A 21,838-nucleotide genomic window follows, 5' to 3' on the forward strand; every position below is an offset into this window, starting at 1 on the left:
AGTTTAGGCAAGTAGGATCTCAGCCCATGGTTTCTACCAATCAGGCCGCGGGCGGCATGGCCCCGTACGCCCAAGTCAAGCACTACCTCAAGGGCCGGCTGGCCGCCGGCGACTGGCCGCCCGGCGTGCTGATGCCGTCAGAGGCCGAGCTGGTCGCGCAGTTCGGCGTTAGCCGCATGACGGTCAACCGCGCGCTGCGCGAGTTGCAGGCCGAAGGGCTGATCGAGCGGGTGCAGGGCGTGGGCACCTTCGCGGCGCAGTTGCACAAGGTCTCGTCGACACTCACGCTGCGCGACCTGCACGAAGAGATCGCCGAGCGTGGCCACCACCACGAGGCCCGCGTGGTCAAGCAAGAGCAGGTGCCGGCGGTCGACGGCCTGGCCGGCCAGCTGGGGCTTCCGCCGGGGGCGCCGGTCTTCCACACGCTGATCGTGCACCTCGAAAACGGCGTGCCGCTGCAGTGCGAAGACCGCTACGTGAACCCGGCCTGTGCGCCTGGCTACCTGGCGCAGGACTTCACCCGCACCACCCCCACCCACTACCTGTTCGACGCCACCGCCTTGTGGCGCGCGCAGTACTCGATCGAAGCCGGCCGGCCGACGAAAGACGAGGCCCGGCTGCTGGGCATCGCGCCGACCGACCCCTGCCTGATCATCGTTCGCCGCACCTTCACCACCGACAGCGCGATCACGCTGGCCCGCCTGGTACACCCCGGCAGCCGCTACGGGCTGGAAGGGCAGTTCACGCCATGACGACGATCCACGTGATCGAGCTGGCCAAGACCACGCCGCAGCCCTGGCGCAACGGCGGTGGTGTCACGCGCGAGCTGCTGGCCTGGCCGGCAGGCTCGGGCGGCGACTGGCTGGTGCGCGTCAGCGTGGCCGACATCGACCGCGACGGGCCGTTCTCGCCGTTTCCCGGCGTTCAGCGCTGCTTCACGGTGCTGGAAGGCGCCGGCGTGGTGCTCGGCTTTGCCGGCGGTGACACGCAGCTCACGCCCGATTCGCCGCCGCTGGCCTTCGATGGCGCCGACGCACCCGGCTGCCGCCTGCTCGGCGGCTCGACGCGCGACCTGAACCTGATGGCGCGCCAGACGGCGGGCCTAGCCCGCATGTGGCCCGCCACGCTGGGCGACCCGCTGCCCACCCCCGCCCGCTGGTGCGGCCTGTACACCCGGTCGCCATTGACGCTGACCGCCCGTGGCGAAACGCCATGCCACATCCCGGCGCACAGCCTGGCCTGGTGCGACAACGCTGAGCCCGGCGAATGGCGCCTGGCGCCGGCAGACGGCAGCAGCTCGACGCCCCGGGCGTGGTGGCTCAGCCTGCAGGCCACGGCATGAAGTCGACCGCGCCCTGCTCAGCGCGGCAGCGGTGTCGCGACGAACGCGCGCTCCACCTTGTCGCGCTGCCGCTGCCCAACGCCGGCGATCAAGCCGGCGTCGTTGATCGCCAGCGCCACGCTGAGCGACTGCCAGCCATCGCCGCTGTCGTCCAGCAGGTTGGCCAGCTTGCGGGTCTTGCCGCCGCGCGTGAGCGACGCCACCCAGCGGCCGTTGGCGCCGGTCAGCTTGCCCACCACCTCGGCCTCGCGGTTGAGCGAGAACGCCGCCAGATCAGCCTCGCCGACGGCGGGCAGCGCCAGCATTTCGCCGCCAGTGCGCAGGAAAGCCATCGAGTCGCCTTCCCCATCGTCGCTGCGCCCGAGCACCTGGCCTCGCGCGTTGATCGCGGCGGCGCGGCTGTCGCTGCCACCCAACGTGCCCAGGTCGAGCAGGCCCAGCACCGGTTGCCAGACGAAGGCGTGCACCTCGCCCGAGGCCAGCGCCGAATAACCGCACACCTGGCCCATGTCGTTGACGCCGGTGGCCACGCTGGTGGCGCCACCGAGCGTGCCCAGGTCGACGAGCTCGCCGTCGCAAAACAGCGCGGCCCGCTCGTGGTCGCCGTCGAAGCAGGCGCTGCCGGCGATCTGGCCGTGGTTGTTGATCGACGCGGCGCGCCGCATGCCGGCCAGCATCTGCCGCCCGCCGGCCTGCGGCCACCAGCAGGCCTGGTCGTCGAAGGTGCCGACCACGTCGCCGCGGTCGTTCAGGCCGTGGCCATAGGCAAAGCGGCCGCCCGGCAGCAGGCGCGTCTGGCCGTTGGCGTGCAGGTAGGTCGCCCATTCGTCGGCATGGATATACGCCACCCCGACCACCCAGCCCTGCTGGTTGATCTCTTCGGCCGAGACCGGCACGTAGTCGCCGATGTCGGGCAACGCCTCGATGCGATACAGCGGCGCCGTGTTCGCCGGCGAGGCGCCGCGGCGCGGCACGCGGGGCTTGGCAACGGGCGGCAGGGCCGCTTGAAGGTCCAACATGCTGTGTTCTCCCAGGTCATGGCGCCTACCGGCCCGCGGGGCATGGGCGCGCCAGGCGAAACGAGGCGAGCCCGCACGCCTGGCAAGGCCGGCCGGGCCGGGCTGATCGTGGGCACCTTGTGCGGCCTACCATGGCAGGCGAGTGCCTCAACAAACCGGCGCCGAGACTGCTGGCCGACGCCGCAGCGCATGCTAGGCCCAAGCCGTGGCGTGGGTGATGACTTTTCACACTGCCCCCTAATTTCTCGTTAGCTTCGGTGACAGAGGATGACAATTGACAACTTCGGTACCAAGGCATCACAGGCGTCTCACGACAACAGCGTGTGGCGCTGGTGGCGCGGCGCACACCTGGCTACCCTGTCTAGCCAAGCTGGCACCCCGGCCTGGGGCTGGCTGCCGCAGGGCGACCTGCTGACGCACGGCGACCAAATCGCCTGGGTCGGCCCGTCGACCGAGTCCGATGCGGCCCTGCAACACCTGTTGACAGCGCCGGAACGCGCGGCTCTCGATCCGATCGACCTGCACGGCCTGCTGGTCACGCCGGGGCTGATCGATGCCCACACCCACCTCGTCTACGGCGGCCACCGGGCGCGCGAATTCGATCTGCGGCTGCAAGGCGCCACCTACGAAGAGATCGCCCGCGCCGGCGGCGGCATCCGCTCCACCGTGGCGGCCACGCGCGAAGCCAGCGACGAGGCGCTGTTCAACGCCGCGCTGGCCCGCGCCCGCACGCTGATGGCCGACGGCGTGACCACGGTCGAGATCAAGTCGGGCTACGGCCTGAGCCTGGCGCACGAGGCGCGCTGCCTGCGCGCAGCGCGGCGCATCGGCCAAACGCTGCCGATCACCGTGCGCACCACCTCGCTCGCCGCGCATGCGCTGCCGCCCGAGTTCGAAGGCCGTGCCGACGACTACATCGACGCCATCTGCCAATGGCTGCCGCAGTGGCACGCCGAGGGCCTGGTCGACGCGGTCGACGGTTTTTGTGAGCGCATCGCTTTCACGCCCGCGCAGATCGAAAGAGTCTTCCACGCTGCGCGCGTGCTGGGCCTGCCGGTCAAGCTGCACGCCGAGCAGTTGAGCGACTCGGGCGGCGCCGCGCTCGCGGCGCGCTACGCGGCGCTCAGCGCCGATCACCTCGAATACCTGAGCGACGAAGGCATCGCGGCGATGGCCGCCGCCGGCACGGTGGCGATGCTGCTGCCCGGCGCCTACTACTTCTTGCGCGAAACCAAGCTGCCGCCGATCGCCGCGCTGCGCGCCGCCGGCGTGCCGATCGCGATCGCGACCGACCACAACCCCGGCTCGTCACCCACGCTGTCGCTGCCACTGATGCTGAACATGGCCTGCACGCTGTTTCGCCTGACGCCGGAAGAGGCGATGCTCGGTGCCACGCGCCACGCCGCCACCGCGCTGGGCCTGGGCCACAGCCACGGCCAGCTGCGGGCCGGCCACCGGGCCGATTTCGCGCTCTGGGCGGTGGACCACCCGAACGAACTGGCCTACCGTTTCGGCGAGCGCGCGGGCCGCGGCGTCGTGGCCGGCGGGCAGCTGATCACGGCCTGAAGAAGGCGAACCTGATGAACACCCTCTCGAACACCCCGAGCTTCACCCTCAGCCGCGGCACCCGGCCGCTGCTGGTCAGCCTGCCGCACGTGGGCCGCCAGATCCCGCCGCATCTGCAGCCGCTGTACACCGAGCGCGCGCTGCAGGTCGAAGACACCGACTGGCACCTGGACGAGGTCTACGCCTTTGCACGCGAGCTGGGCGCCAGCCTGATCGTGCCGGTGTATTCACGCTTCGTGATCGACCTGAACCGGCCGCCCGAGAACACACCGATGTACGCCGGCGCGAACAACACCGAGCTGTGCCCGACGCGCTTTTTCACCGGCGAGCCGCTGTACCGCGAAGGCTGCGCGCCCACGCCGGCGCAGGTCGACGAACGGCGCGCCACCTACTGGCAGCCCTACCACGACGCCTTGCAGGCCGAGCTGGCGCGGCTGAAGGCCGAGCACGGCCACGCGGTGCTGTTCGACGGCCACAGCATCAAGAGCGAGCTGCCGTGGCTGTTCGAAGGCAAGCTGCCCGACTTGAACCTGGGCACCGCCGAAGGCAAGAGCTGCGCGCCGTCGCTGCGCGCCAGGCTGGGCGAGGTGCTGCAGGCGCAGACCGCCTTCACCCAGGTCGTCGACGGCCGCTTCAAGGGCGGCCACATCACCCGCCACTACGGCCAGCCCGGCCAGGGCGTGCACGCGGTGCAGCTGGAGATGTGCTGGTCGACCTACATGCCCGAATCGCCGCCCTACCGGGTCGACGCGGCCCGCACCGCGCGCCTGCAACCGGTGCTGCGCGCGCTGCTGCAGACCACCCTCGACTGGGCGCCCAAGGTATGAGCCGCCGGGCCGTTCCCAAGGCGAATACCGAAGCGTGCAACGCGGAGGATGCTCAATGACCACCGACACCACCTTCTGGGCCCCACGCGCCTGGCTGCCCGGCGGCTGGCGCGACGCGGTGCTGCTGGACATCGACAGCCAGGGCCGCTGGCAACGTGTGCAGCCCGACACCCCCGCGCCCGACGGCGTGGCCAGGCTGGCCGGCCCGGTGCTGCCGGGCCTGGTCAATGCGCACAGCCACGCCTTCCAGCGCGCCTTCGCCGGCCTGGCCGAGCGGCGCGAATCCGAGGGTGACGATTTCTGGAGCTGGCGCGACCGGATGTACCGCGTGGCCGGCGCGGTCGACCCGGCGATGCTGCGCGCGATCGCAGCGCAGCTGTACAGCGAGCTGCTGCGCGGCGGCTACACCCAGGTCTGCGAGTTCCACTACGTGCAGCACCAGCCCGACGGCCAGCCCTACCCCGAGCGCCACACGATGATCCAGGCGCTGATCGACGCGGCGGCCGACGTGGGCATCGGCCTGACGGTGCTGCCGGTGCTGTACGAACGCGCCGGCTTCACGCAGCCCACGCTGCGGCCCGACCAGGCCCGCTTTCACCTGGGCGCCGACGCGGTCTGGGCCGCCGCGCAGGCGGTGCAGGCGCAAGCCCATGCGCGGCTGAACGCGGGCGTCGCGATCCACTCGCTGCGCGCCGCAGCGCCCGAGTCGATCCACCGCCTGCACAAACTCACCGAGGGCTTCAGCGGCGCCGTCCACATCCACGTGGCCGAACAACCGGCCGAGGTGCGCGACTGCCTGGCCGCCACCGGCCTGCGCCCGGTCGAGTGGCTGGCCGAGCAAGGCCTGCTCGATGCCCGCTGGCAGCTGGTGCACGCCACGCACGTCAACCGGGCCGAGATCGCGGCGGTGGCCCACTGCGGCAGCACCGCGGTGATCTGCCCCAGCACCGAAGCCAACCTGGGCGACGGCCTGACCGACATCCCCGCCTGGCTGAAGGCCGGCGTGCCGCTGGCCATCGGCTCCGACAGCCACGTGACCCGCGCCTGGCGCGAAGAGCTGCGCTGGCTCGACTACGGCCAGCGCCTGAGCCTGAAGTGCCGCAACGTGGCCGCGGCGCCCGAGGCCGGCCAGCCGGCCACCGCCGAGCGCCTGTGGCAAAGCGCGCTCACCGGCGGCGCCAGTGCCTGCGGCGAGGCGCTGTGGGGCATCCACCCCGGGGCGCGGGCCGACCTGCTGGTGGTCGACCTGGGCGACGCCAGCCTGGCCGGCATCCCGCCCAGCCGGCTGCTCGACGCGCTGGTCTTCTCCAGCCCCGGCCGGCCGTGGCGCGACGTGATGGTGGCCGGCGACTGGGTGGTGCAGAACCACCATCACCGCGGCAACAGCGAGCGCCAAGGCCGTTTCGAGGCGGCGATGCAACAGCTCTGGGTCGACACGCCCTGAGGCGCGGCGCCGCCTTGCGCTGAGGCAACCCCGCGCCGGGCGCGCGTGGAATACTGGCCGGATGTTCGCGCTGCCGACCCACCACACCTCCCCGCTGCTGGCCGACGACATGACGTCCTGGCAGCTCTACGTCGGGCTGCAAGGCCGCATCAACCGCCGCAGCTTCTGGCTGCACGGCGTGCTGGCGCTGCTGGTGGTCGGCATGGTGCTGATGGCCCTGCTCGAAATCGCCGGCTTTCACCCCGACCGCGCCGAAACCCTGGCCAACCTGCTGATCGCCTGGCCCGCGATCGCCGTCTCGGCCAAGCGCTGGCACGACCGCGACCGCTCGGGCTGGTGGGTGCTGGTGACGCTGGTGCCGCTGATCGGCCAGCTGTGGGCACTGATCGACAACGGGTTCTTGCCAGGCACGCCCGGCGAAAACCGGTTTGGTGCGCAGCCTCGGCGTTAGGCTAGTGCGGATCAAGAGGCCGTCCTAGGACGACGCGCAGCCCAACCGTGTCTGCTTGGAGAAATGGCGTTTCACCACGACTATGGTCGCATCGAGCAAAGCTTTCGGGGTCGGCAAACGAGGCCCCTCGCTGTTCACGTTGCGCCGCAAGATTATTCTCGATGAGTTGCCCCCCGCTGATTGTTGCTGCCGGCGAGTCCCCACCGGTTGGGCCGTCGAACACCTTGTCGATCCATTCCCATAGATTTCCCGCCAGATCGTATATCCCTATCGGATTTGGAGGGAAGAGCCCAACAGCGGTCGGTCGCCCAAGGCGCACCGTCCCAAGATTCGCTAGCGGTGGATCAAACCCAGGCCCATTTCCCCACGGAAAAGTTCGATCGTCCGAAGTATCAATAGACGCCGCCCGCGCAGCACGTACCCACTCCGTTGCGGTTGGTAAGCGAACGCCCAGACCATCAAGCCCAGCTTCTTTGAGCTCTGTCGCCAATCGACGTTGAAGCCAAGCTGCATACGCTCGCGCTTCGAACCAATTGACACCACACATCGGACGTGTAGGAAGTTGCTGTTGCTCAGCCCAGCGCCACGGCTGCTGACGGTGCAAGCTTGAACGTGTTGCGGCGCTTCCTGCAAGGACAGCGTCAAGTTCACCACGACGCCACGCGAGCCCCTGGGGTTCCCAAAGCGTTTCGTCGGCGTATCCATCCCCAGCGACAAAGGCTGCATACTGCTGCACGGTCACCAGTGTTCTTGCCATGAAGCAATCATGGGCGAGGCGAACGGCGTACTTCGGAACTTCCTCACTGCCGCCCATGGTGAATTCACCAGCCATTACGCGAACGAAGCCGAGTACAGGTTCCTCTTCAGGCTTGCTGGGTCTCGGCCCCGGGCCGCGTACTTGCGCGCGATGCGTCGGCAGGCCCCATCGCCTCTCATCGAACTCGAAGCGGCGCGGCCAGCCAAGGCGCCCCAGAAGATCCGCTGCTTCTGAACACAATGGCAGCGGAGTCTCACCGTCATCTGTCACACGAACCAGTTGCTCGAGTGCGCCCGCCAGTCCACTTGTCTGTTCGGTCAATCCGAGGGCTGCCAAAAGGCCATGTTGCCCAAGAGTCGCAACCGGTCGAGCAAACGCCAGAAGAGCCTCGGCTTCGGCGACGCCGGGCCGGACGTGACTCCTCCATGCGGCATTGGCGAGAGACCTCCAACCGATCTTGTCATGAACTTCGGCTACGGCCTCAACCGGCAGGAATGGTGCAAGCAGTGCCAATCCCTCCAACGCTCGACGTGGGTCTATTGCTCTCTCGCCACGATCTCGAAGCGCCTCCGCAAGGCCGTAGATCAAACCAGTGTCGACGACCTCACCGATCTGCAAGTTGAGACGATCAACCAACGCTGCACGGGTTGAGGCGTCGTCGCTGCTCAGCAGTTCCAGCAGTTGGCCGAGGTACACCTGCCGCACCGGCCGCGCCGTCGCGGCGGCCGCGGACACTTGCGCCGCGGAAACGGGCACTGAGGCGGCAGGAGCTGGGGGGGCCGTTTCAGGGATCATGGTCGACGTCGCTACAGGACTGGGTGCAGGCACCGACGCGGCCATCAATTGGTCGCTGAACAGGTTCAGGTATTCCTGTAGCCGCGGTACATCGCTTGCTGCCCAGCGAGTCGCGTAGGCCATTGCACCACCCAGGCGCAAGGGCGCGAACGCGTGGCGCTGCATCTCTCGAAACCCGATCAGTGCGGTCGCCAGCGGCAGCCGTACCTGTTCCACCGAATAGCGATCGCTCGACGTCAGCCGGCTGACATAGTTGCCCCATTCTTCGCGCTGCAGCCCGAATGGCAGTGACATTTGCTCAGCATTTGCTTTGCTGTAGTCAGTCGGCCGCGGGGGAAGTTTGGATGTACCGGCTCCTGAACCCAGTGCCACCCAGCGGTACAGGTCGGCGTCCGAAACCTCCAGCGTCATCAGTTGCTCGCTCGACGTTTTCTGCCAGATGAACACTGGATTGAGCGACTGCTCCTGCTCCAGGTAGGCTTTCATCCAGTGGCCGAACAACTCGGGCCGGCGCCGCAGCAGGCGAAAGATCTCGGGCGCGAAGAGTTGCAGCAGCACGCAGCACAGCACCATGCGCGCATCGGCGGCGTTGCTGGTGGCGTTGAAGCCAGCCGGTGCCGGCTGGATCGGCGTGCCGCGGGCCGTGAACAGCTGCTGGAACTGGTGCATCAGCTCCAGCGTGCGGCCGAGCTTGCGCGGCACGAAGGCGTCGAAGCTGTCGAGCAGCAGGTGCACCAGCGGCGAGGCCTGCAGCTCGCCGGTCGCGGGATCGGGCACGAACCACAGGCGCACCGGCGTGACCGCGGCGGCGGCCGGGTCGCTGGCGGTCGGTGCGAGCAGGCGCTCTTCCTGCCGGCGCAGAAACTCCACGGCCTGCGCCCGCGTCAGCTGCGGCAGGCGGAACGGCAGGTGGACGATCTTCTCCAGGTACTCGAAGCCGGTGATCGGCATCTCGGGCTTGGCATTCTGGAAACGGTATTCGCGGTAGCGGTAGCTGATGCCGCGCTCGATCACCTCGTCGTCGAGCGCGATCACGAAGGCGAAGCTCTCGACGTTGAGCACCGTCTTGATCACCTCAAGCACCTCGACCGCCTTTTCCGGCAGGCAACGGTCGAGGTCGTCGACGAAGACGACGAAGTTCAGGTGGATGTCGTGGCGCAGCGTGTCGTGCCCCAGGCGCTTGGCGGTGTCGCGGCCGATGTGCGTCAGCTCACTCAGATAACGGTGTACGTTGTAGTAGTAGCGGCCATCGGCGCTGGCCTCGGGCGTGGCGTGGGTCACCACTTCGACGGTCTTGGTTCTGCCAAACCAGCCCTTGCTTTCCTTGATGGCCGGCTTCTCGTCCTTCGCCGCGCCATCGCCCGCCTCGGGCAGAAACCTCGCCGCCGTCTGCTCGACCCAGCTCAGCGAACGCTCGGCCGCCGCGCCGAAACCGAAGTAACCGGCCGCGAGGCTCGCCGTCGTCTTGACCAGCCCATTGCCCGCCACCTTGTGCGCCACGGTCGCCGCGGCCTGGAAGATCTCTGCCGCCTGCTTCAAGCGTTCGGCGCCAGCGGCCAGGTCTTCACCACGCTCTTTCAACAGCTGCCGGGCCTGCTCGTCGATCGAAGCCGCGCTGCCCAGCGTGCGCTGCACCGCCTCGGCCAGGTGCATCAGCAGCGGCACCGCCAGGTGCGGCTCATGCTCGTACTTCCAGGGGTGAAACCACACCGGCACCGTCAGGCGCAGCGCCGGGCTGGCGTCGTAGGCTTGCGGGTCACGCACCCGCTGGGCGCAGTCTTCGGCGTTCTGGCGCGCGGCCAGCTGGTACATCAGCTCCAGCAGCCGGCTCTTGCCCACGCCCCATTCGCCGTAGACACCGACGACCAGCGGGTCGCCGGTCGGCAGGTCGCGGCCATCGGCCTTCTTCGCCGCCACGGCGGCGCTGCGTGCGTCGCTGTCGAGGGCGAAGTTGTGCACGACGCGCGCCCACAGCGCGTCGGCATAGCGTTGGTAGCCCAGCCAGTCGCGCGGCTCACCGGCGTTGGCGACAGGTACCGGGGGCGCAGCCTGCATCGACACTCCCGCGCCCTGAGATGGGCGTGGCGCGGATTCTGGGATCAGTCGTCCGGCGCTGCAATGGCCGGAAGGCACACCGCCCCTGGAACCCGGGCCTGGTCGACCGAGAAAGCGTGGTCAATCGCCTGTCGGCGAGATGCGGAAGGCGCGCACGTCAGGCCGGTCACGCAGCACGACCGCCAGCCGCGGAATGTTCCGCTGATCGGTCGTGCGCAACACCATGCGGTATTCGAAGTCGGGCTCGTCGTCGAACGCGCGGTAGCTCATCTGCGCGATCGTGAAGCCGTGCTCCTTGAGAAACGCACGCAGCTCGGGCTCTGCCATCGCCTGGTGGCGCTGGAACCGCACCGAGTGATGCGCATAGTGGTGCGTCGGCAGGCGATCCTCGATCCAGCGGAACAGCGACAGCGCGACCAGCGTCAGCGCGGTGGCCAGCAGCGCCGGCCCGTAGAAACCGATGCCGATCAAGATGCCGATCGCCGAGGTGACCCAGATCGACGCCGCGGTGGTCAGGCCGCGCACCGACAGCCCGTCCTTGAAGATCACGCCGGCGCCGAGAAAGCCGATGCCGGTCATGATGCCTTGCGCCATGCGCGTGGGGTCGGTGCGGAAGCTGTCTTGCGCGAACCCGGGCAGCCACAGGCCCTGGTACATCGGCACCACCATCAGCACGCTCGACGCCAAAGCCACCAGCGCATGGGTGCGAAAGCCGGCTTGCCGGCCATGGATGCTGCGCTCCAGCCCGATCATGCCGCCCGCCGCCAGGGCGCCGACCAGGTGCAGCGCGATCCTCAGGAAATCACCGCCCAATGACAGATCGGGCCAGGTCATGCGGCGTCCTTCTTCGCGTGGGTGTCAGGCTGGTTCTACCCCCTTCACGAAGCCACGGCAAGCGCCATGTCACGACACGCCGCGCCCGCCACGGCGCTGGTGGGCCCGTCGAGCGTCAGGCCGCCGGCCAGCTGAACAACTGGGTGCGCGAACCGTCGGCGTTGTGGCGCAGCGCGCCGCGCCGCATGCCGGCCTTCAGCAGCACCCGGTGCGAGGCGACGTTCTCGGGCGCCGCGGTCGCCATCACCTGCCGCAGGCCGAGGGCCGAGGCGCCCCAGGCCAGCAGCGCCGTCGCCGCCTCGGTGGCCAGGCCGCGGCCCCAATGGTCGCGCCGCAGCGCGTACTTGATCTCGGCGTCAGGTTGACCGCCGGGGTGCACCAGGCCGCAGAAACCGATGACCTCGCCGGTGGTCCGCTCCACCAGCGCGACCATGCCATAGCCGCGCGTCGCATAGTTGCGCAGCGTGACGCCGATCCATTCTTCGCACTGCGCCGCATCGAGCGGCCGGCCGTCACCGACCCAGCGCATCGCGTCGGCGTCACCATAGACGGCCAGCATCGCCGCGCCGTCGCCGGGCTCGATGCGGCGGATGCGCTGGCGTGGCGTGTCGATCAACCAGACGCTGTCGTCATGCAGGCTGCGGTCGGTCGGCATGCGCGGCCCCGGCAACGCGGCCAGCAGGTCGACGTAAGCGGTCGAGACGAGCTGCGATGGCTCGACGCCGAGCTGCGCCATCAGCGCGTGGGCTTCGCGCTCGCCGGCCTCGGCGGGCTCGTCGTCGCGCAGCACCACTTCGAGTTCGAGAAAATCGCCCAGGCCGTCGACCTGGTCGAGGTGCACCCGCGTGCGGCCCACCAGCAGCAGCTGGCGGCGTTTGCGCACGCGGCCGGCCTGGCCCCAGGCCAGTGTCAGCGCGTCGCGCAGCGTGTCGGGCGAGTTGGTGGGCGAGAGCACGTAGAACGATTCCTTCGGGCCCTGCTGGTCGGTGCGCTGGTAGAAGATCAGCTCGCCGCGGTCGGCCGAGAACGCGCGCAGCTTCAGGCGGCCGTGGGCGCAGGTGAAGAAGGTGTCGTCCTGCCAGATCTCGACCGGCGCCTGGCCGGCCAGGGCCTCGGCGCGCGGCAGCAGCTGCGCCACGCTGGCGATGCGGGCCTTGATCTCGATGTTGCGGGGCATGGGCGGGTCAGTCGATGGCCTGCAGCGTGTCGCCGCGCGCGATCACGCCGTTGCACAGCACGTCGGCGCGCAGGCCGGCGCGGTGCACCAGGCACTTGACCACCTCGGCCGGCGTCAGCGACGGGCCGGCCAGGGCCTGGCCCAGCCCCATGCAGGGTTCGCACAGCTCCACCCCGCGCAGGCGCACCGGGCCGACCGTGAACTCGCGCCCCACCAGATCGTTCAACCGCACGCCGCGGGTGACCAGGTTGCGGTGGGTCACCGACAGGTCGAGCGGGCGCTGCTGCTCGCCGAGAAACGCCTCGATCGCCTCGGCTTCGACCAAGGTGATGTTCTGCCCCGGCTCGTCGTGGCGCGCGTAGTAGCGGTCACCCTCGATGCCCGCGCCAGCCACCACGGTGACGCGCTCGCAGGCTTGCTGCGGGCCGCCCGACGCGGCGGCGATGAAGATCTGTTCGATGGTCATGGTGGGCACTGGCCTTTTCGCGAGGCGCCGACTGTACTGCCCACGCGGCCCCGCGAACGCCGAGGCCGACGCCGCGGTCAGTAGCGCCCGCTCAGGCCCGCCATGCGCAGATACCAACGCGCCACCCAGGCCACGAAGCCGCGGCCCAGCACGGCCAGCGCGCCCTTCTGGAACGGCGCCACGGTGATCTGGCGCGACTGCTTCAGCGCGGACTCGAAAGCCTGCGCCAGCTCGCCGGCAAAGCCCTCGTCGAGGATCGCGACGTTGGCCTCCAGGTTCAGCAGCAGCGACAGCGGGTCGATGTTCGAGCTGCCCAGCGTGGCCCAGCCTTCGTCGACCACCGCCGCCTTGGCATGCAGGAAGGCGGGCTGGTACTCGTGGATCTGCACGCCTTCGGCCAGCAGCTCGTCGTACAGCACCCGCGCGGCCAGGCCGGCGAAGCGGTAGTCGACCTTGCCTTGCAGCAGCAGGCGAACACACACCCCGCGGCGCGCGGCCTTGATCAGCACGCGGCGAAACGAGCGCCCGGGGTAGAAGTAGGGGCAGACCAGGTCGACCCGCCGCACGGCGTTGCGGATCGCCTCGATATAGGCCCGCTCGATCGAGCGGCGCTGGCGCAGGTTGTCGCGCACCAGGAAAGCCGCGCGCACCGGATGCGGGTCGTCGACGCTGGTGGGGGCCCGCGCCGGCAGGATGCGCAGGCGGCTGAGCAGGCGGCGCGCCTGCGTCAGCGGCTCGGCGCTGCGCGCCACCGACAGCACCTCGGCGCGCCAGTCGTGGCCGAAGACGGCACGGGTCCACATGGCGCGCACGGTCTGCTCGATCGGCGCGACCACCGGGCCGCGCAGCGCCACCGCAAAGTCCAGCCGCGGCGCGTCGCCGAAGCCGTGGCTCAGGTCGTTGCGGTCGTCGATGATGTTGATGCCGCCGACGAAACCGTGGGTGCCGTCGACCACGCACAGCTTGGTATGCAGGCGCCGCAGCTGGCCGGGCTGCAGCCAGTTCCACCAACGCTCCAGCGGGCGAAAGACGGCCAGCGAGGCGCCGCTGCCCGCGAGCCAGCGCTGCAGCTGCGGCAAGGCGCGGTGGGTGCCGAAGCCGTCGACCACCAGGCGCACCCGCACGCCGCGGTGCGCGGCCCGCGCCAGCGCCCGCGCCACGTCTTCGGCCGCGCTGTCGTCGTGGAAGATGTAGGTGGCCAGCCAGACCTCGTGCAGGGCCGCGTCGATAGCCGCGATCAGCATCGGAAAGTACTCGTCGCCGCCGCGCAGCAGGCGCGCGTCGTTACCGCCCAGGAACTGAGGCTGAGGCAGCGCGTACCAGGCCGCGGGGTGCTGTGGCGGGTCGGTGGGCGACGACATCTCAGTTCGCGCCGGGCCGCCCCGAGGGTACCGTAGCCCCCTGCGGGAGGCTGCCCGCAGGGCGAGCGTGGGGGCGCGCGCTCACGCCGACTCCAGCTCCACCACCAGCGGCAGGTGGTCCGACATGCGGGCCCAGGCCGCACCGCGCGGCACCATCGTCGACAGGCAGCGAAAGCCGCGCATGTAGACCCGGTCGAGCGCGAACACCGGCACCCGCGACGGGAAGGTCACGCGGGCGCCCGGCTGGCCGGGGGGCGCGACGGCGCGCTGCAGGCCGGCATCGGCCATCAGGCTGTCCAGCCGCTCGCCCCAGTCGTTGAAGTCGCCGGCCACCAGCACCGGCTCGCCGTCCGGCACCTCGGCCGCGATGAACTCGGCCAGGCGCTGCACCTGGCGCACCCGGCTGGAGTGGATCAAGCCGAAATGGGCCACCACCGCGTGGAACTTCAGGCCCTGCCAGGTCACCGGCACATGCAACAGGCCGCGCTGCTCGAAGCGGTGGTCCGACACATCGTGGTGGCCGATGTCGCCGATCGGCCAGCGCGACAACAAGGCGTTGCCGTGTTCGCCGTGGCGCGTGACCGCGTTGGTGCGGTAGGCCGACTCGTAGCCCTGCGGCGCCAGGAACTCGGCCTGACCGCCGTCGGGCCAGCCGAGGTGGGTCTGGTCGAAGTGGCGCGCCTCGCGGGCATGGAACAGGCGCACCTCCTGCAGGAACACCAGGTCGGCATCGAGCGCCTCGATGCCCAGGCCCAGGTTGTGGATCTCCAGCCGCTTGCGTGGCCCCACGCCGCGCACGCCCTTGTGGATGTTGTAGGTGGCCACGCGCAGCACCTGGGTGCTGTAGACGGTGCTCGGGCCCAGGCCGCCGGGGCGGGTGACTCGGCTGTTCATGTCTGCGGCACCCCCACGAAACGCGGCAGCAACAGAACAGCCTCGGCGTTGGATGGCGAGAAGCAGCGATCGGCCGCCTCGCGCCAGGGCAGCCAGCAGTGCGCCGTGTGCTCACGCGGCGCCAGGCGCACCGGTGTGCCGGCCGGCACCGTCAGCCCGAAGACATGCTCGGTGTTGTGCGTCACGCCCGGCGCATAGCGGTGCCGCCAGCGGGGATAGATCTCGTAGTGGTTGGCGAGGTTCCAGTCGACCAGCGCGCCGATGGGCACAGCGGCATTGCCGATGACGATGCCGGTCTCTTCTTCGACCTCGCGAATGCAGGTCTCGGCCAGCGCTTCGTCGGGCGTGTCTTTCGAGCCGGTCACGCTTTGCCAGAAGCCGGGCGCATCGGCGCGCTCGATCAGCAGCACCTGCCGATCCGGCGTGTGGATCACCACCAGCACCGACTCGGGCACCTTGAATGGACGGGGGTCTGCGGGCGTGGGCGCAAGGCTCATGGGTCGATGGTAGTGCAGCCGTCCGGCCCGTCGGTGGTGGGGCCGGTGTCACAGCTGGACACCTCTGCAGCGGCCCGCCTTAAGAAATCAACAAGGCGAACTCTATAGACTAACGGTTAGTAATGTGCGTTTTGCACATTTTGTATCAAACCCCTCGACACCTGCCCATGTCCGTGCCGACGTTGACCCGTGCCGCCGGCACCCCGCGCGCCCCCCGAGACGCGCAGGGTGCGCTGCGCCGCGCCTGGGCGTCGCTGCAGTCGCTGGCCTGGACGCTGCTGGCGGTCGGCTCGGCCTGGGTCGTGGCGCGGGCGCTGCGGCTGGATGCCGGCTCGCCGCTGGGCTACTGGATCGGCGTGGCCGGTGGCGTGGCGATGCTGGCGCTGTTTCTCTACCCGCTGCGCAAGCGCTTGCCGGCGCTTCGGGGCCTTGGCGCCACCCGGCATTGGTTCATCTTCCACATGCTGATGGGCGTGGCCGGGCCCTGGCTGATCCTGGTGCACTGCAACTTCCGCATCGGCTCGCTGAACGCCGCGGTCGCGCTGGTTTCGATGTTGGTGGTCGCGGGCAGCGGGGTGGTCGGCCGATACCTTTATGTCCACGTGCACCGCGGGCTCGACGGCCGCCACGCCGACCTGGCCGAGCTGCGCAGCCGCCTCGACGCCACGCACGAGAAGCTGGCCACCACGCTGTCGCTGGCGCCGCGCGTGCGCGAGCGGCTGTTCGCCTTCGAGCAGGCCGCGCTGTCGACCCGGGCCCGCCATGCGCCGGCGCTGCTGTGGCGCAGTGCCAGAGCGGCGCAGGTGGCGCGGCGCGAGGTGCGGGTGCTGATCGACCAGGCGCTGGCCGCCGCGCCGGCCACGCTGGCCGAGCCGCGCCGGCGGCAGATTCGCGCCCACTGGCGAGCGCAGGCCAGGCTGCATGTCACGCAGACCCTGGGCGTCGTGCAGCTCAGGGCCTGGGAGCGCCTGTTCTCGCTGTGGCATGTGCTGCACCTGCCGTTCGTCTACGTGATGGTGGCGTGTGCGGTGGCCCACGTCGTCGCGGTCCACGCCTACTGACCGGCAATGGCATGGATGCGCGCCGCCCTGCTCCGCCTTTGCATCGGCTGGCGCGCGCTCGCACTGCTCGCGGCCCTGTGGTGGGCGCCCTGGCCCGCAGCGGCGCAGGGGCTGGAGTCGGCGCTGTCGCCGGGGCCGGTGATCCGTGGCCACGCCAAGGTCGAAGACCAGTGCGCCAGCTGCCATGTGCGTTTCGACCGCGCCGCGCAGGACGGCCGCTGCCTCGAATGCCACAAGGACGTGGCGGCCGACCTGAAGGCCAAGGCCGGCTGGCACGGGCGGCAGCCGCCCCAGGCCTGCCGCAGCTGCCACACCGACCACAAGGGGCGTGACGTGCAGATCGCCTCGTTCGACCAACGCAGCTTCGACCACCGCGCCACCGACTGGCCGCTGCGTGCCGCGCACGCCAAGGTGGCCGACTGCGCCAAGTGCCACGTCGCCGGCAAGCGCTGGCGCGAGGCGCCGCAGGACTGCGTGGCCTGTCACAAGAAAGACGACGTGCACAAGGGCAGCCTCGGCGCGAAATGCGCGGACTGCCACAACGACACCCGCTGGGCCGACACCCGCTTCGACCACTCGACGACCCGCTTCGCGCTCGCCGGCAAGCACGTGGACGCCAAGTGCAGCGCCTGCCACCGCGCCGGCCAGCCCTACACCGACGCGCCCGAGGCCTGCATCGGTTGCCACCGCGACGACGACTTCCGCAAAGGCCACAAGGGCCGCTACGGCGAGCGCTGCGACAGCTGCCACGACGCCAAGGCCTGGCGCCCGTCATCGTTCAACCATGACGCGGATACCAAGTACGCGCTGCGCGGCAAGCACCGCGCCGCCAAGTGCGACAGCTGCCACACCGGTGCGCTGTACCGCGACAAGCTCGGCACGGATTGCCAGGCCTGCCACCGCAAGGACGACACGCACAAAGGCAACCTCGGCAGCGAATGCGGCGCCTGCCACCAAGAAACGGGCTGGAAGAACGTCGGCCGCTTCGACCACGACCGCAGCCGGTTCCCGCTGCTGGGCAAGCATGCCGACGCCGAGTGCAAGGCCTGCCACAAGAGCAGCGCCTACCGCGAGGTGCCCGGCACCTGCATCGGCTGCCACCGGAACGACGACAAGCACCGCAGCACGCTGGGCGAAGCCTGCGCCAGCTGCCACGGCGAGCGCAGCTGGAAGATCCCGCGCTTCGACCACGGCGTGACCCGTTACCCACTGCGCGGCGGCCACCTGCAGGCCACTTGCCAGAGCTGCCATGCCGACCTGACGCACTACCGCCACACGCCGACCGACTGCCTGGCCTGCCACCGCAAGGACGACAAGCACGAAGGCCAGCTCGACGCCCGCTGTGACAGCTGCCACAACGAAAACCGTTGGCGCGAGACCCGCTTCGACCACGGGCGGGCGCGCTTCGTGCTCGTTGGTGCGCACCTGAAGGTCGAGTGCAAGAGCTGCCACGCCGGGCCGACCCAGGCGGGCCCGCAGACGCTGCGCTTTCGCGACGCACCCAGCGACTGCCAGGCCTGCCACCGCAAGGACGACGTGCACAAGGGTGGCCTGGGCGCGCGTTGCGACAGCTGCCACAACGCCCGCGCCTGGCCGCTGGTGCGCTACGACCACGAGCGCCAGGCCAAGTGGCGGCTCGAGGGCGCCCACGCCCGCGCCCGCTGTGCCGACTGCCACCGCACCCCCGCACCGGCCGGCCAGGCCGTCGCGCCGACCGGGCGCGAGTGCGTGGCCTGCCACCGCGGCGACGACGCGCACGACGGCGCGTTCGGCCCGCGCTGCGACACCTGCCATCTCGTGACCGACTGGAAGACGCTGCGTGCACGCCGGCCCGGCGCCGCCACGGCATCGCCCTCGCCCCGCCCGGAGGAACGCCCATGACGACGCGCCGCTTCATGCTGCTCGGCTCGACCGCCTGGTGTGTCTTGCTCGCGCTGTGGCTCGGCCTGTGGCTGGCCCTGCCGGTGCAGGCCCAGGGCACGAACACCCCCAGCGCCGGCACGCGCCAGTTCGACCACGTCAGCACCGGTTACCCGCTGACCGGCGCGCACGCCAACGAGCGCTGCGAGTCCTGCCACGTCAAGGGTGTCTTCAAGGGCACCCCCAAGGACTGCGCCAGTTGCCACACCGCCGGAGCGCGCCTGGCCGCCAACAACACGGTGATGCCGACCCAACACGTGCCCACCAGCGCCGCCTGCGACAGCTGCCACGACACGCGCCGCTTTGCCGGGGCGAAGTTCAGCCATGCCGGCATCGCACCGGGCAGCTGCGTCAGCTGCCACAACGGCAACCTCGCCAGCGGCAAGCCGCGCGACCACCTGCCGACGACCGCGTCGTGCGACAGCTGCCACAGCACCAGCACCTGGCTGGGCGCCAAGCCCGATCACTCGGGCTTCACGGTGGCCACCAACTGCGCCAGCTGCCACAACGGCAGCAGCGCCAGCGGCAAGCCGGCGGCGCACATCCCTGTCGGCGCGGCCAACTGCATCAGTTGCCACACCACCACGCGCTGGAAGCCCAGCAGCTGGAACCACACCCAGCTGGCCGTCTCCGCGCAGTGCGCCAGCTGCCACAACGGCAGCTTCCCGCCGGCCGAGGGCAAGCCGGGCAACCACATCCCCTACGCCCAGGTGCCGGTGGCCGCCAGCGCCAACTGCGACGCCTGCCACAAGGCCGGTTTCAGCACCTGGAACCCGGGGCTGTTCCACGCCAACTTCTCGGTCAGCACCAACTGCGCCAGCTGCCACAACGGCAACTTCCTGGCCGCGCGCGGCAAGCCGGGCGATGCGATCCACGCTGGCGCCACCGCCTGCGAAAGCTGCCACACCACGTCGGGCTGGGCCGGCGCCGAGGTCGACCACAGCCGCTTCAACCAAAGCACCAACTGCGCCAGCTGCCACAACGGCAGCAGCGCGCCGGGCAAGCCGGCCACGCACGTGCCGGTCGGTGCGACCAACTGCTATGCCTGCCACGGCGTGACCGCGTGGAAGCCGACCAAGTGGAACCACACCCAGGTCATCGTCACCGCACAGTGCGCCAGCTGCCACACCGGCGCTTTCCCGCCGGCCGACGGCAAGCCGAGCAACCACATCCCGTACAGCCAGATCCCGGTCGCCGCATCGGCCAATTGCGACGCCTGCCACAAGGCCGGTTTCAACAGCTGGGTGCCCGGCCGCTTCCACGCCAGCTTCGCCGTCAGCACCCAGTGCGCCTCGTGCCACACCGGCAGCTACCTGGCCGCGCGCGGCAAGCCGGCCGACGCCACCCACGCCACCGCCACCACCTGCGAGAACTGCCACAACACCAACAGCTGGACCGGCGCCCAGGTCGACCACTCGACCTTCAACCAGAGCACCAACTGCGCCAGCTGCCACAACGGCAGCAACGCCCCCGGCAAGCCGGCCACGCACATCCCCGTCGGGCTGACCAACTGCTACGCCTGCCATGGCGTGAACGCGTGGAAGCCGACCAAGTGGAACCACACCCAGGTCGTCGTCACCGCGCAGTGCGCCAGCTGCCACACCGGTGCCTTCCCGCCGGCCGACGGCAAGCCGAGCAACCACATCCCGTACAGCCAGATCCCGGTCGCCGCATCGGCCAATTGCGACGCCTGCCACAAGGCCGGTTTCAACAGCTGGGTGCCCGGCCGCTTCCACGCCAGCTTCGCCGTCAGCACCCAGTGCGCCTCGTGCCACACCGGCAGCTACCTGGCCGCGCGCGGCAAGCCGGCCGACGCCACCCACGCCACCGCCACCACCTGCGAGAACTGCCACAACACCAACAGCTGGACCGGCGCCCAGGTCGACCACTCGACCTTCAACCAGAGCACCAACTGCGCCAGCTGCCACAACGGCAGCAACGCCCCCGGCAAGCCGGCCACGCACATCCCCGTCGGGCTGACCAACTGCTACGCCTGCCATGGCGTGAACGCGTGGAAGCCGACCAAGTGGAACCACACCCAGGTCGTCGTCACCGCGCAGTGCGCCAGCTGCCACACCGGCACCTACCCGCCGGCCGACGGCAAGCCGGGCAACCACATCCCGTATGCGCTGATCCCGGTGTCGGGCTCGGCCAATTGCGATGCCTGCCACAAGAGCGGCTACGCGTCGTGGAACCCCGGCCGCTACCACGCCTACTTCACCGTCAGCACGCAGTGCGCCACCTGCCACACCGGCAGCTACCTGGCGGCGCGCGGCAAGCCGGCCACGCCCATCCACGCCGGGGTGACGGCCTGCGAGCAGTGCCACAACACCACCAGCTGGACCAACGCCAACGTCGACCACAGCGGCTACAACCAGAACACCAACTGCGCCAGCTGCCACAACGGCGTCAGCGCGCCGGGCAAGCCGTCCAACCACATCCCGGTGGGCACGACCAACTGCTACAGCTGCCACGGCGTGAACGCGTGGAAGCCGACCAAGTGGAACCACACCCAGGTCGTCGTCACCGCGCAGTGCGCCAGCTGCCACACCGGCACCTACCCGCCGGCCGACGGCAAGCCCGGCAACCACATCCCGTATGCGCTGGTCACCGTCTCGGCCAGCGCCAACTGCGATGCCTGCCACAAGAGCGGTTATGCCTCGTGGAACCCGGGCCGCTTCCACGCCTACTTCTCGACCAGCACGCAATGCGCCACCTGCCACACCGGCAGCTACCTGGCCGCGCGCGGCAAGCCGGCGGACGCGATCCACGTCGGTGTGACGACCTGCGAGAGTTGCCACAAATCGACCAGCAGCTGGACACAGGTGCAGTACCAGCACGCGCCGAACAACCAGGTCGGCTCGGGCACCTGCGACACCTGCCACAACGGCTCGCTCGCGCCGGGCAAGCAGCCCGGGCACATCCCGATCCAGGTCGCCACGGTCAAGTGCGACGGCTGCCACAAGTCGCAGGTGTCGTTCGCCGCCGCGGTGACCACCAACCACTCACTGCTGACCGCGCAGCCATGCAAGAGCTGCCACATCCCGACCTACACCAGCCAGGGCCTGCAGGCCAAGCCCACCGCGCACATCCCCGAAGCGCAGCTGCTGAACGGCGCCACGCTGGACTGCAAGGCCTGCCACACGACCACCACCAGTTGGGGCTCGATGCGCATGAACCACAACGGCAGCCTCGGCGGCGGCGCCGGCTGGTGCAAGAGCTGCCACGCCAGCGGCACCAACTACCTGGGCAACATGGAGCGCAAGTCGCTCACCCATGAGGCCCATGGCCGCACGCCGCTGGACTGCTCGGAGTCCGGCTGCCACCGCCCGCTGGGCACCAAAGGCAAGACCTACGTCGAATGGGATTGAG

Annotated in this window: 17 protein-coding genes and 1 pseudogene; 9 read left to right on the forward strand and 9 right to left on the reverse strand. The window is 69.9% G+C overall.

The annotated features are described in order from the left end of the window. The first annotated feature begins 26 nt into the window (after positions 1 to 26). A complete protein-coding gene (gene hutC / locus ACE3SG_RS16580; protein WP_374566794.1) occupies positions 27 to 752 on the forward strand; it encodes a histidine utilization repressor in 726 nt (241 codons plus the stop codon). After that, on the forward strand, positions 749 to 1,342 hold the full coding sequence (locus ACE3SG_RS16585; protein ID WP_374566796.1) for a HutD family protein: 594 nt from the start codon (positions 749 to 751) through the stop codon (positions 1,340 to 1,342). Before hutC ends, ACE3SG_RS16585 begins: the two co-directional genes overlap by 4 nt. Before the next feature lie 17 nt (positions 1,343 to 1,359). Here ACE3SG_RS16585 and ACE3SG_RS16590 read toward each other — a convergent pair whose 3' ends face one another. Further along, positions 1,360 to 2,361 (reverse strand): hypothetical protein, encoded by a 1,002-nt coding sequence (locus tag ACE3SG_RS16590; protein WP_374566798.1) that lies wholly within the window; start codon positions 2,359 to 2,361, stop codon positions 1,360 to 1,362. 267 nt (positions 2,362 to 2,628) lie between these two features. Here ACE3SG_RS16590 and hutI point away from each other — a divergent pair, with 267 nt between their 5' ends. The 4 genes from hutI to ACE3SG_RS16610 all read left to right on the forward strand — a co-directional run bounded on the left by hutI (position 2,629) and on the right by ACE3SG_RS16610 (position 6,649). Then, positions 2,629 to 3,927 carry an imidazolonepropionase gene (hutI, locus tag ACE3SG_RS16595; protein WP_374566799.1) on the forward strand — a complete coding sequence of 433 codons (1,299 nt, stop codon included), beginning with the start codon at positions 2,629 to 2,631 and terminating at the stop codon, positions 3,925 to 3,927. A gap of 14 nt (positions 3,928 to 3,941) precedes the next feature. After that, positions 3,942 to 4,754, forward strand: a complete 813-nt coding sequence (hutG, locus tag ACE3SG_RS16600) for an N-formylglutamate deformylase (protein WP_374566801.1) — start codon at positions 3,942 to 3,944, stop codon at positions 4,752 to 4,754. 55 nt (positions 4,755 to 4,809) lie between these two features. Further along, positions 4,810 to 6,198 (forward strand): formimidoylglutamate deiminase, encoded by a 1,389-nt coding sequence (locus ACE3SG_RS16605; RefSeq protein ID WP_374566803.1) that lies wholly within the window; start codon positions 4,810 to 4,812, stop codon positions 6,196 to 6,198. Between the two features lie 61 nt (positions 6,199 to 6,259). Beyond that, positions 6,260 to 6,649, forward strand: coding sequence for a DUF805 domain-containing protein (locus ACE3SG_RS16610; protein WP_374566805.1), 390 nt, complete (start codon positions 6,260 to 6,262; stop codon positions 6,647 to 6,649). A 1-nt stretch (position 6,650) separates the two neighbouring features. On the opposite strand, the gene ACE3SG_RS16615 is transcribed toward ACE3SG_RS16610, so the two are convergent. The 8 genes and pseudogenes from ACE3SG_RS16615 to nudB all read right to left on the reverse strand — a co-directional run bounded on the left by ACE3SG_RS16615 (position 6,651) and on the right by nudB (position 15,485). Then, positions 6,651 to 10,256 (reverse strand): SUMF1/EgtB/PvdO family nonheme iron enzyme, encoded by a 3,606-nt coding sequence (locus tag ACE3SG_RS16615; protein ID WP_374566807.1) that lies wholly within the window; start codon positions 10,254 to 10,256, stop codon positions 6,651 to 6,653. Positions 10,257 to 10,376: 120 nt separating this feature from the next. Further along, on the reverse strand, positions 10,377 to 11,090 hold the full coding sequence (locus tag ACE3SG_RS16620) for an MgtC/SapB family protein (RefSeq protein ID WP_374566809.1): 714 nt from the start codon (positions 11,088 to 11,090) through the stop codon (positions 10,377 to 10,379). 115 nt (positions 11,091 to 11,205) lie between these two features. Further along, a complete protein-coding gene (locus ACE3SG_RS16625) occupies positions 11,206 to 11,745 on the reverse strand; it encodes a GNAT family N-acetyltransferase (RefSeq protein ID WP_374567033.1) in 540 nt (179 codons plus the stop codon). A 15-nt stretch (positions 11,746 to 11,760) separates the two neighbouring features. Next, positions 11,761 to 12,267 (reverse strand): annotated as a pseudogene (locus tag ACE3SG_RS16630) (class IV adenylate cyclase); the annotation flags it as partial. A gap of 7 nt (positions 12,268 to 12,274) precedes the next feature. After that, positions 12,275 to 12,733 carry an MOSC domain-containing protein gene (locus tag ACE3SG_RS16635; RefSeq protein ID WP_374566811.1) on the reverse strand — a complete coding sequence of 153 codons (459 nt, stop codon included), beginning with the start codon at positions 12,731 to 12,733 and terminating at the stop codon, positions 12,275 to 12,277. 77 nt (positions 12,734 to 12,810) lie between these two features. Next, positions 12,811 to 14,094 (reverse strand): cardiolipin synthase ClsB, encoded by a 1,284-nt coding sequence (clsB, locus tag ACE3SG_RS16640; protein ID WP_374566813.1) that lies wholly within the window; start codon positions 14,092 to 14,094, stop codon positions 12,811 to 12,813. Between the two features lie 81 nt (positions 14,095 to 14,175). Next, on the reverse strand, positions 14,176 to 14,988 hold the full coding sequence (locus ACE3SG_RS16645; protein WP_374566815.1) for an endonuclease/exonuclease/phosphatase family protein: 813 nt from the start codon (positions 14,986 to 14,988) through the stop codon (positions 14,176 to 14,178). Then, positions 14,985 to 15,485: a dihydroneopterin triphosphate diphosphatase gene (gene nudB, locus ACE3SG_RS16650; protein ID WP_374566817.1), complete on the reverse strand. Its 501-nt coding sequence runs from the start codon at positions 15,483 to 15,485 to the stop codon at positions 14,985 to 14,987. Before nudB ends, ACE3SG_RS16645 begins: the two co-directional genes overlap by 4 nt. Before the next feature lie 167 nt (positions 15,486 to 15,652). Between nudB and ACE3SG_RS16655 the strand changes: the two genes are divergently transcribed. The 3 genes from ACE3SG_RS16655 to ACE3SG_RS16665 are packed head-to-tail and all read left to right on the forward strand — an operon-like array spanning position 15,653 to position 21,837. After that, a complete protein-coding gene (locus tag ACE3SG_RS16655; protein WP_374566818.1) occupies positions 15,653 to 16,546 on the forward strand; it encodes a hypothetical protein in 894 nt (297 codons plus the stop codon). A gap of 6 nt (positions 16,547 to 16,552) precedes the next feature. After that, on the forward strand, positions 16,553 to 18,427 hold the full coding sequence (locus ACE3SG_RS16660; RefSeq protein WP_374566820.1) for a cytochrome c3 family protein: 1,875 nt from the start codon (positions 16,553 to 16,555) through the stop codon (positions 18,425 to 18,427). Continuing rightward, positions 18,424 to 21,837: a hypothetical protein gene (locus ACE3SG_RS16665; protein ID WP_374566822.1), complete on the forward strand. Its 3,414-nt coding sequence runs from the start codon at positions 18,424 to 18,426 to the stop codon at positions 21,835 to 21,837. The genes ACE3SG_RS16660 and ACE3SG_RS16665 overlap by 4 nt, the downstream gene beginning before the upstream one ends. Position 21,838: the final 1 nt, after the last annotated feature.

The sequence above is a fragment of the Ideonella sp. genome (assembly GCF_041914305.1).
Lineage (GTDB): Bacteria > Pseudomonadota > Gammaproteobacteria > Burkholderiales > Burkholderiaceae_C > Ideonella.

Excerpts from the sequence above, each read along its gene's own strand:
- hutC (WP_374566794.1), top strand. The coding sequence starts at position 27 with ATGGTTTCTACCAATCAGGCCGCGGGCGGCATGGCCCCGTACGCCCAA.
- ACE3SG_RS16585 (WP_374566796.1), top strand. The coding sequence starts at position 749 with ATGACGACGATCCACGTGATCGAGCTGGCCAAGACCACGCCGCAGCCC.
- ACE3SG_RS16590 (WP_374566798.1), bottom strand. The coding sequence starts at position 2,361 with ATGTTGGACCTTCAAGCGGCCCTGCCGCCCGTTGCCAAGCCCCGCGTG.
- hutI (WP_374566799.1), top strand. The coding sequence starts at position 2,629 with ATGACAATTGACAACTTCGGTACCAAGGCATCACAGGCGTCTCACGAC.
- hutG (WP_374566801.1), top strand. The coding sequence starts at position 3,942 with ATGAACACCCTCTCGAACACCCCGAGCTTCACCCTCAGCCGCGGCACC.
- ACE3SG_RS16605 (WP_374566803.1), top strand. The coding sequence starts at position 4,810 with ATGACCACCGACACCACCTTCTGGGCCCCACGCGCCTGGCTGCCCGGC.
- ACE3SG_RS16610 (WP_374566805.1), top strand. The coding sequence starts at position 6,260 with ATGTTCGCGCTGCCGACCCACCACACCTCCCCGCTGCTGGCCGACGAC.
- ACE3SG_RS16615 (WP_374566807.1), bottom strand. The coding sequence starts at position 10,256 with ATGCAGGCTGCGCCCCCGGTACCTGTCGCCAACGCCGGTGAGCCGCGC.
- ACE3SG_RS16620 (WP_374566809.1), bottom strand. The coding sequence starts at position 11,090 with ATGACCTGGCCCGATCTGTCATTGGGCGGTGATTTCCTGAGGATCGCG.
- ACE3SG_RS16625 (WP_374567033.1), bottom strand. The coding sequence starts at position 11,745 with ATGCCGACCGACCGCAGCCTGCATGACGACAGCGTCTGGTTGATCGAC.
- ACE3SG_RS16635 (WP_374566811.1), bottom strand. The coding sequence starts at position 12,733 with ATGACCATCGAACAGATCTTCATCGCCGCCGCGTCGGGCGGCCCGCAG.
- clsB (WP_374566813.1), bottom strand. The coding sequence starts at position 14,094 with ATGTCGTCGCCCACCGACCCGCCACAGCACCCCGCGGCCTGGTACGCG.
- ACE3SG_RS16645 (WP_374566815.1), bottom strand. The coding sequence starts at position 14,988 with ATGAACAGCCGAGTCACCCGCCCCGGCGGCCTGGGCCCGAGCACCGTC.
- nudB (WP_374566817.1), bottom strand. The coding sequence starts at position 15,485 with ATGAGCCTTGCGCCCACGCCCGCAGACCCCCGTCCATTCAAGGTGCCC.
- ACE3SG_RS16655 (WP_374566818.1), top strand. The coding sequence starts at position 15,653 with ATGTCCGTGCCGACGTTGACCCGTGCCGCCGGCACCCCGCGCGCCCCC.
- ACE3SG_RS16660 (WP_374566820.1), top strand. The coding sequence starts at position 16,553 with ATGGCATGGATGCGCGCCGCCCTGCTCCGCCTTTGCATCGGCTGGCGC.
- ACE3SG_RS16665 (WP_374566822.1), top strand. The coding sequence starts at position 18,424 with ATGACGACGCGCCGCTTCATGCTGCTCGGCTCGACCGCCTGGTGTGTC.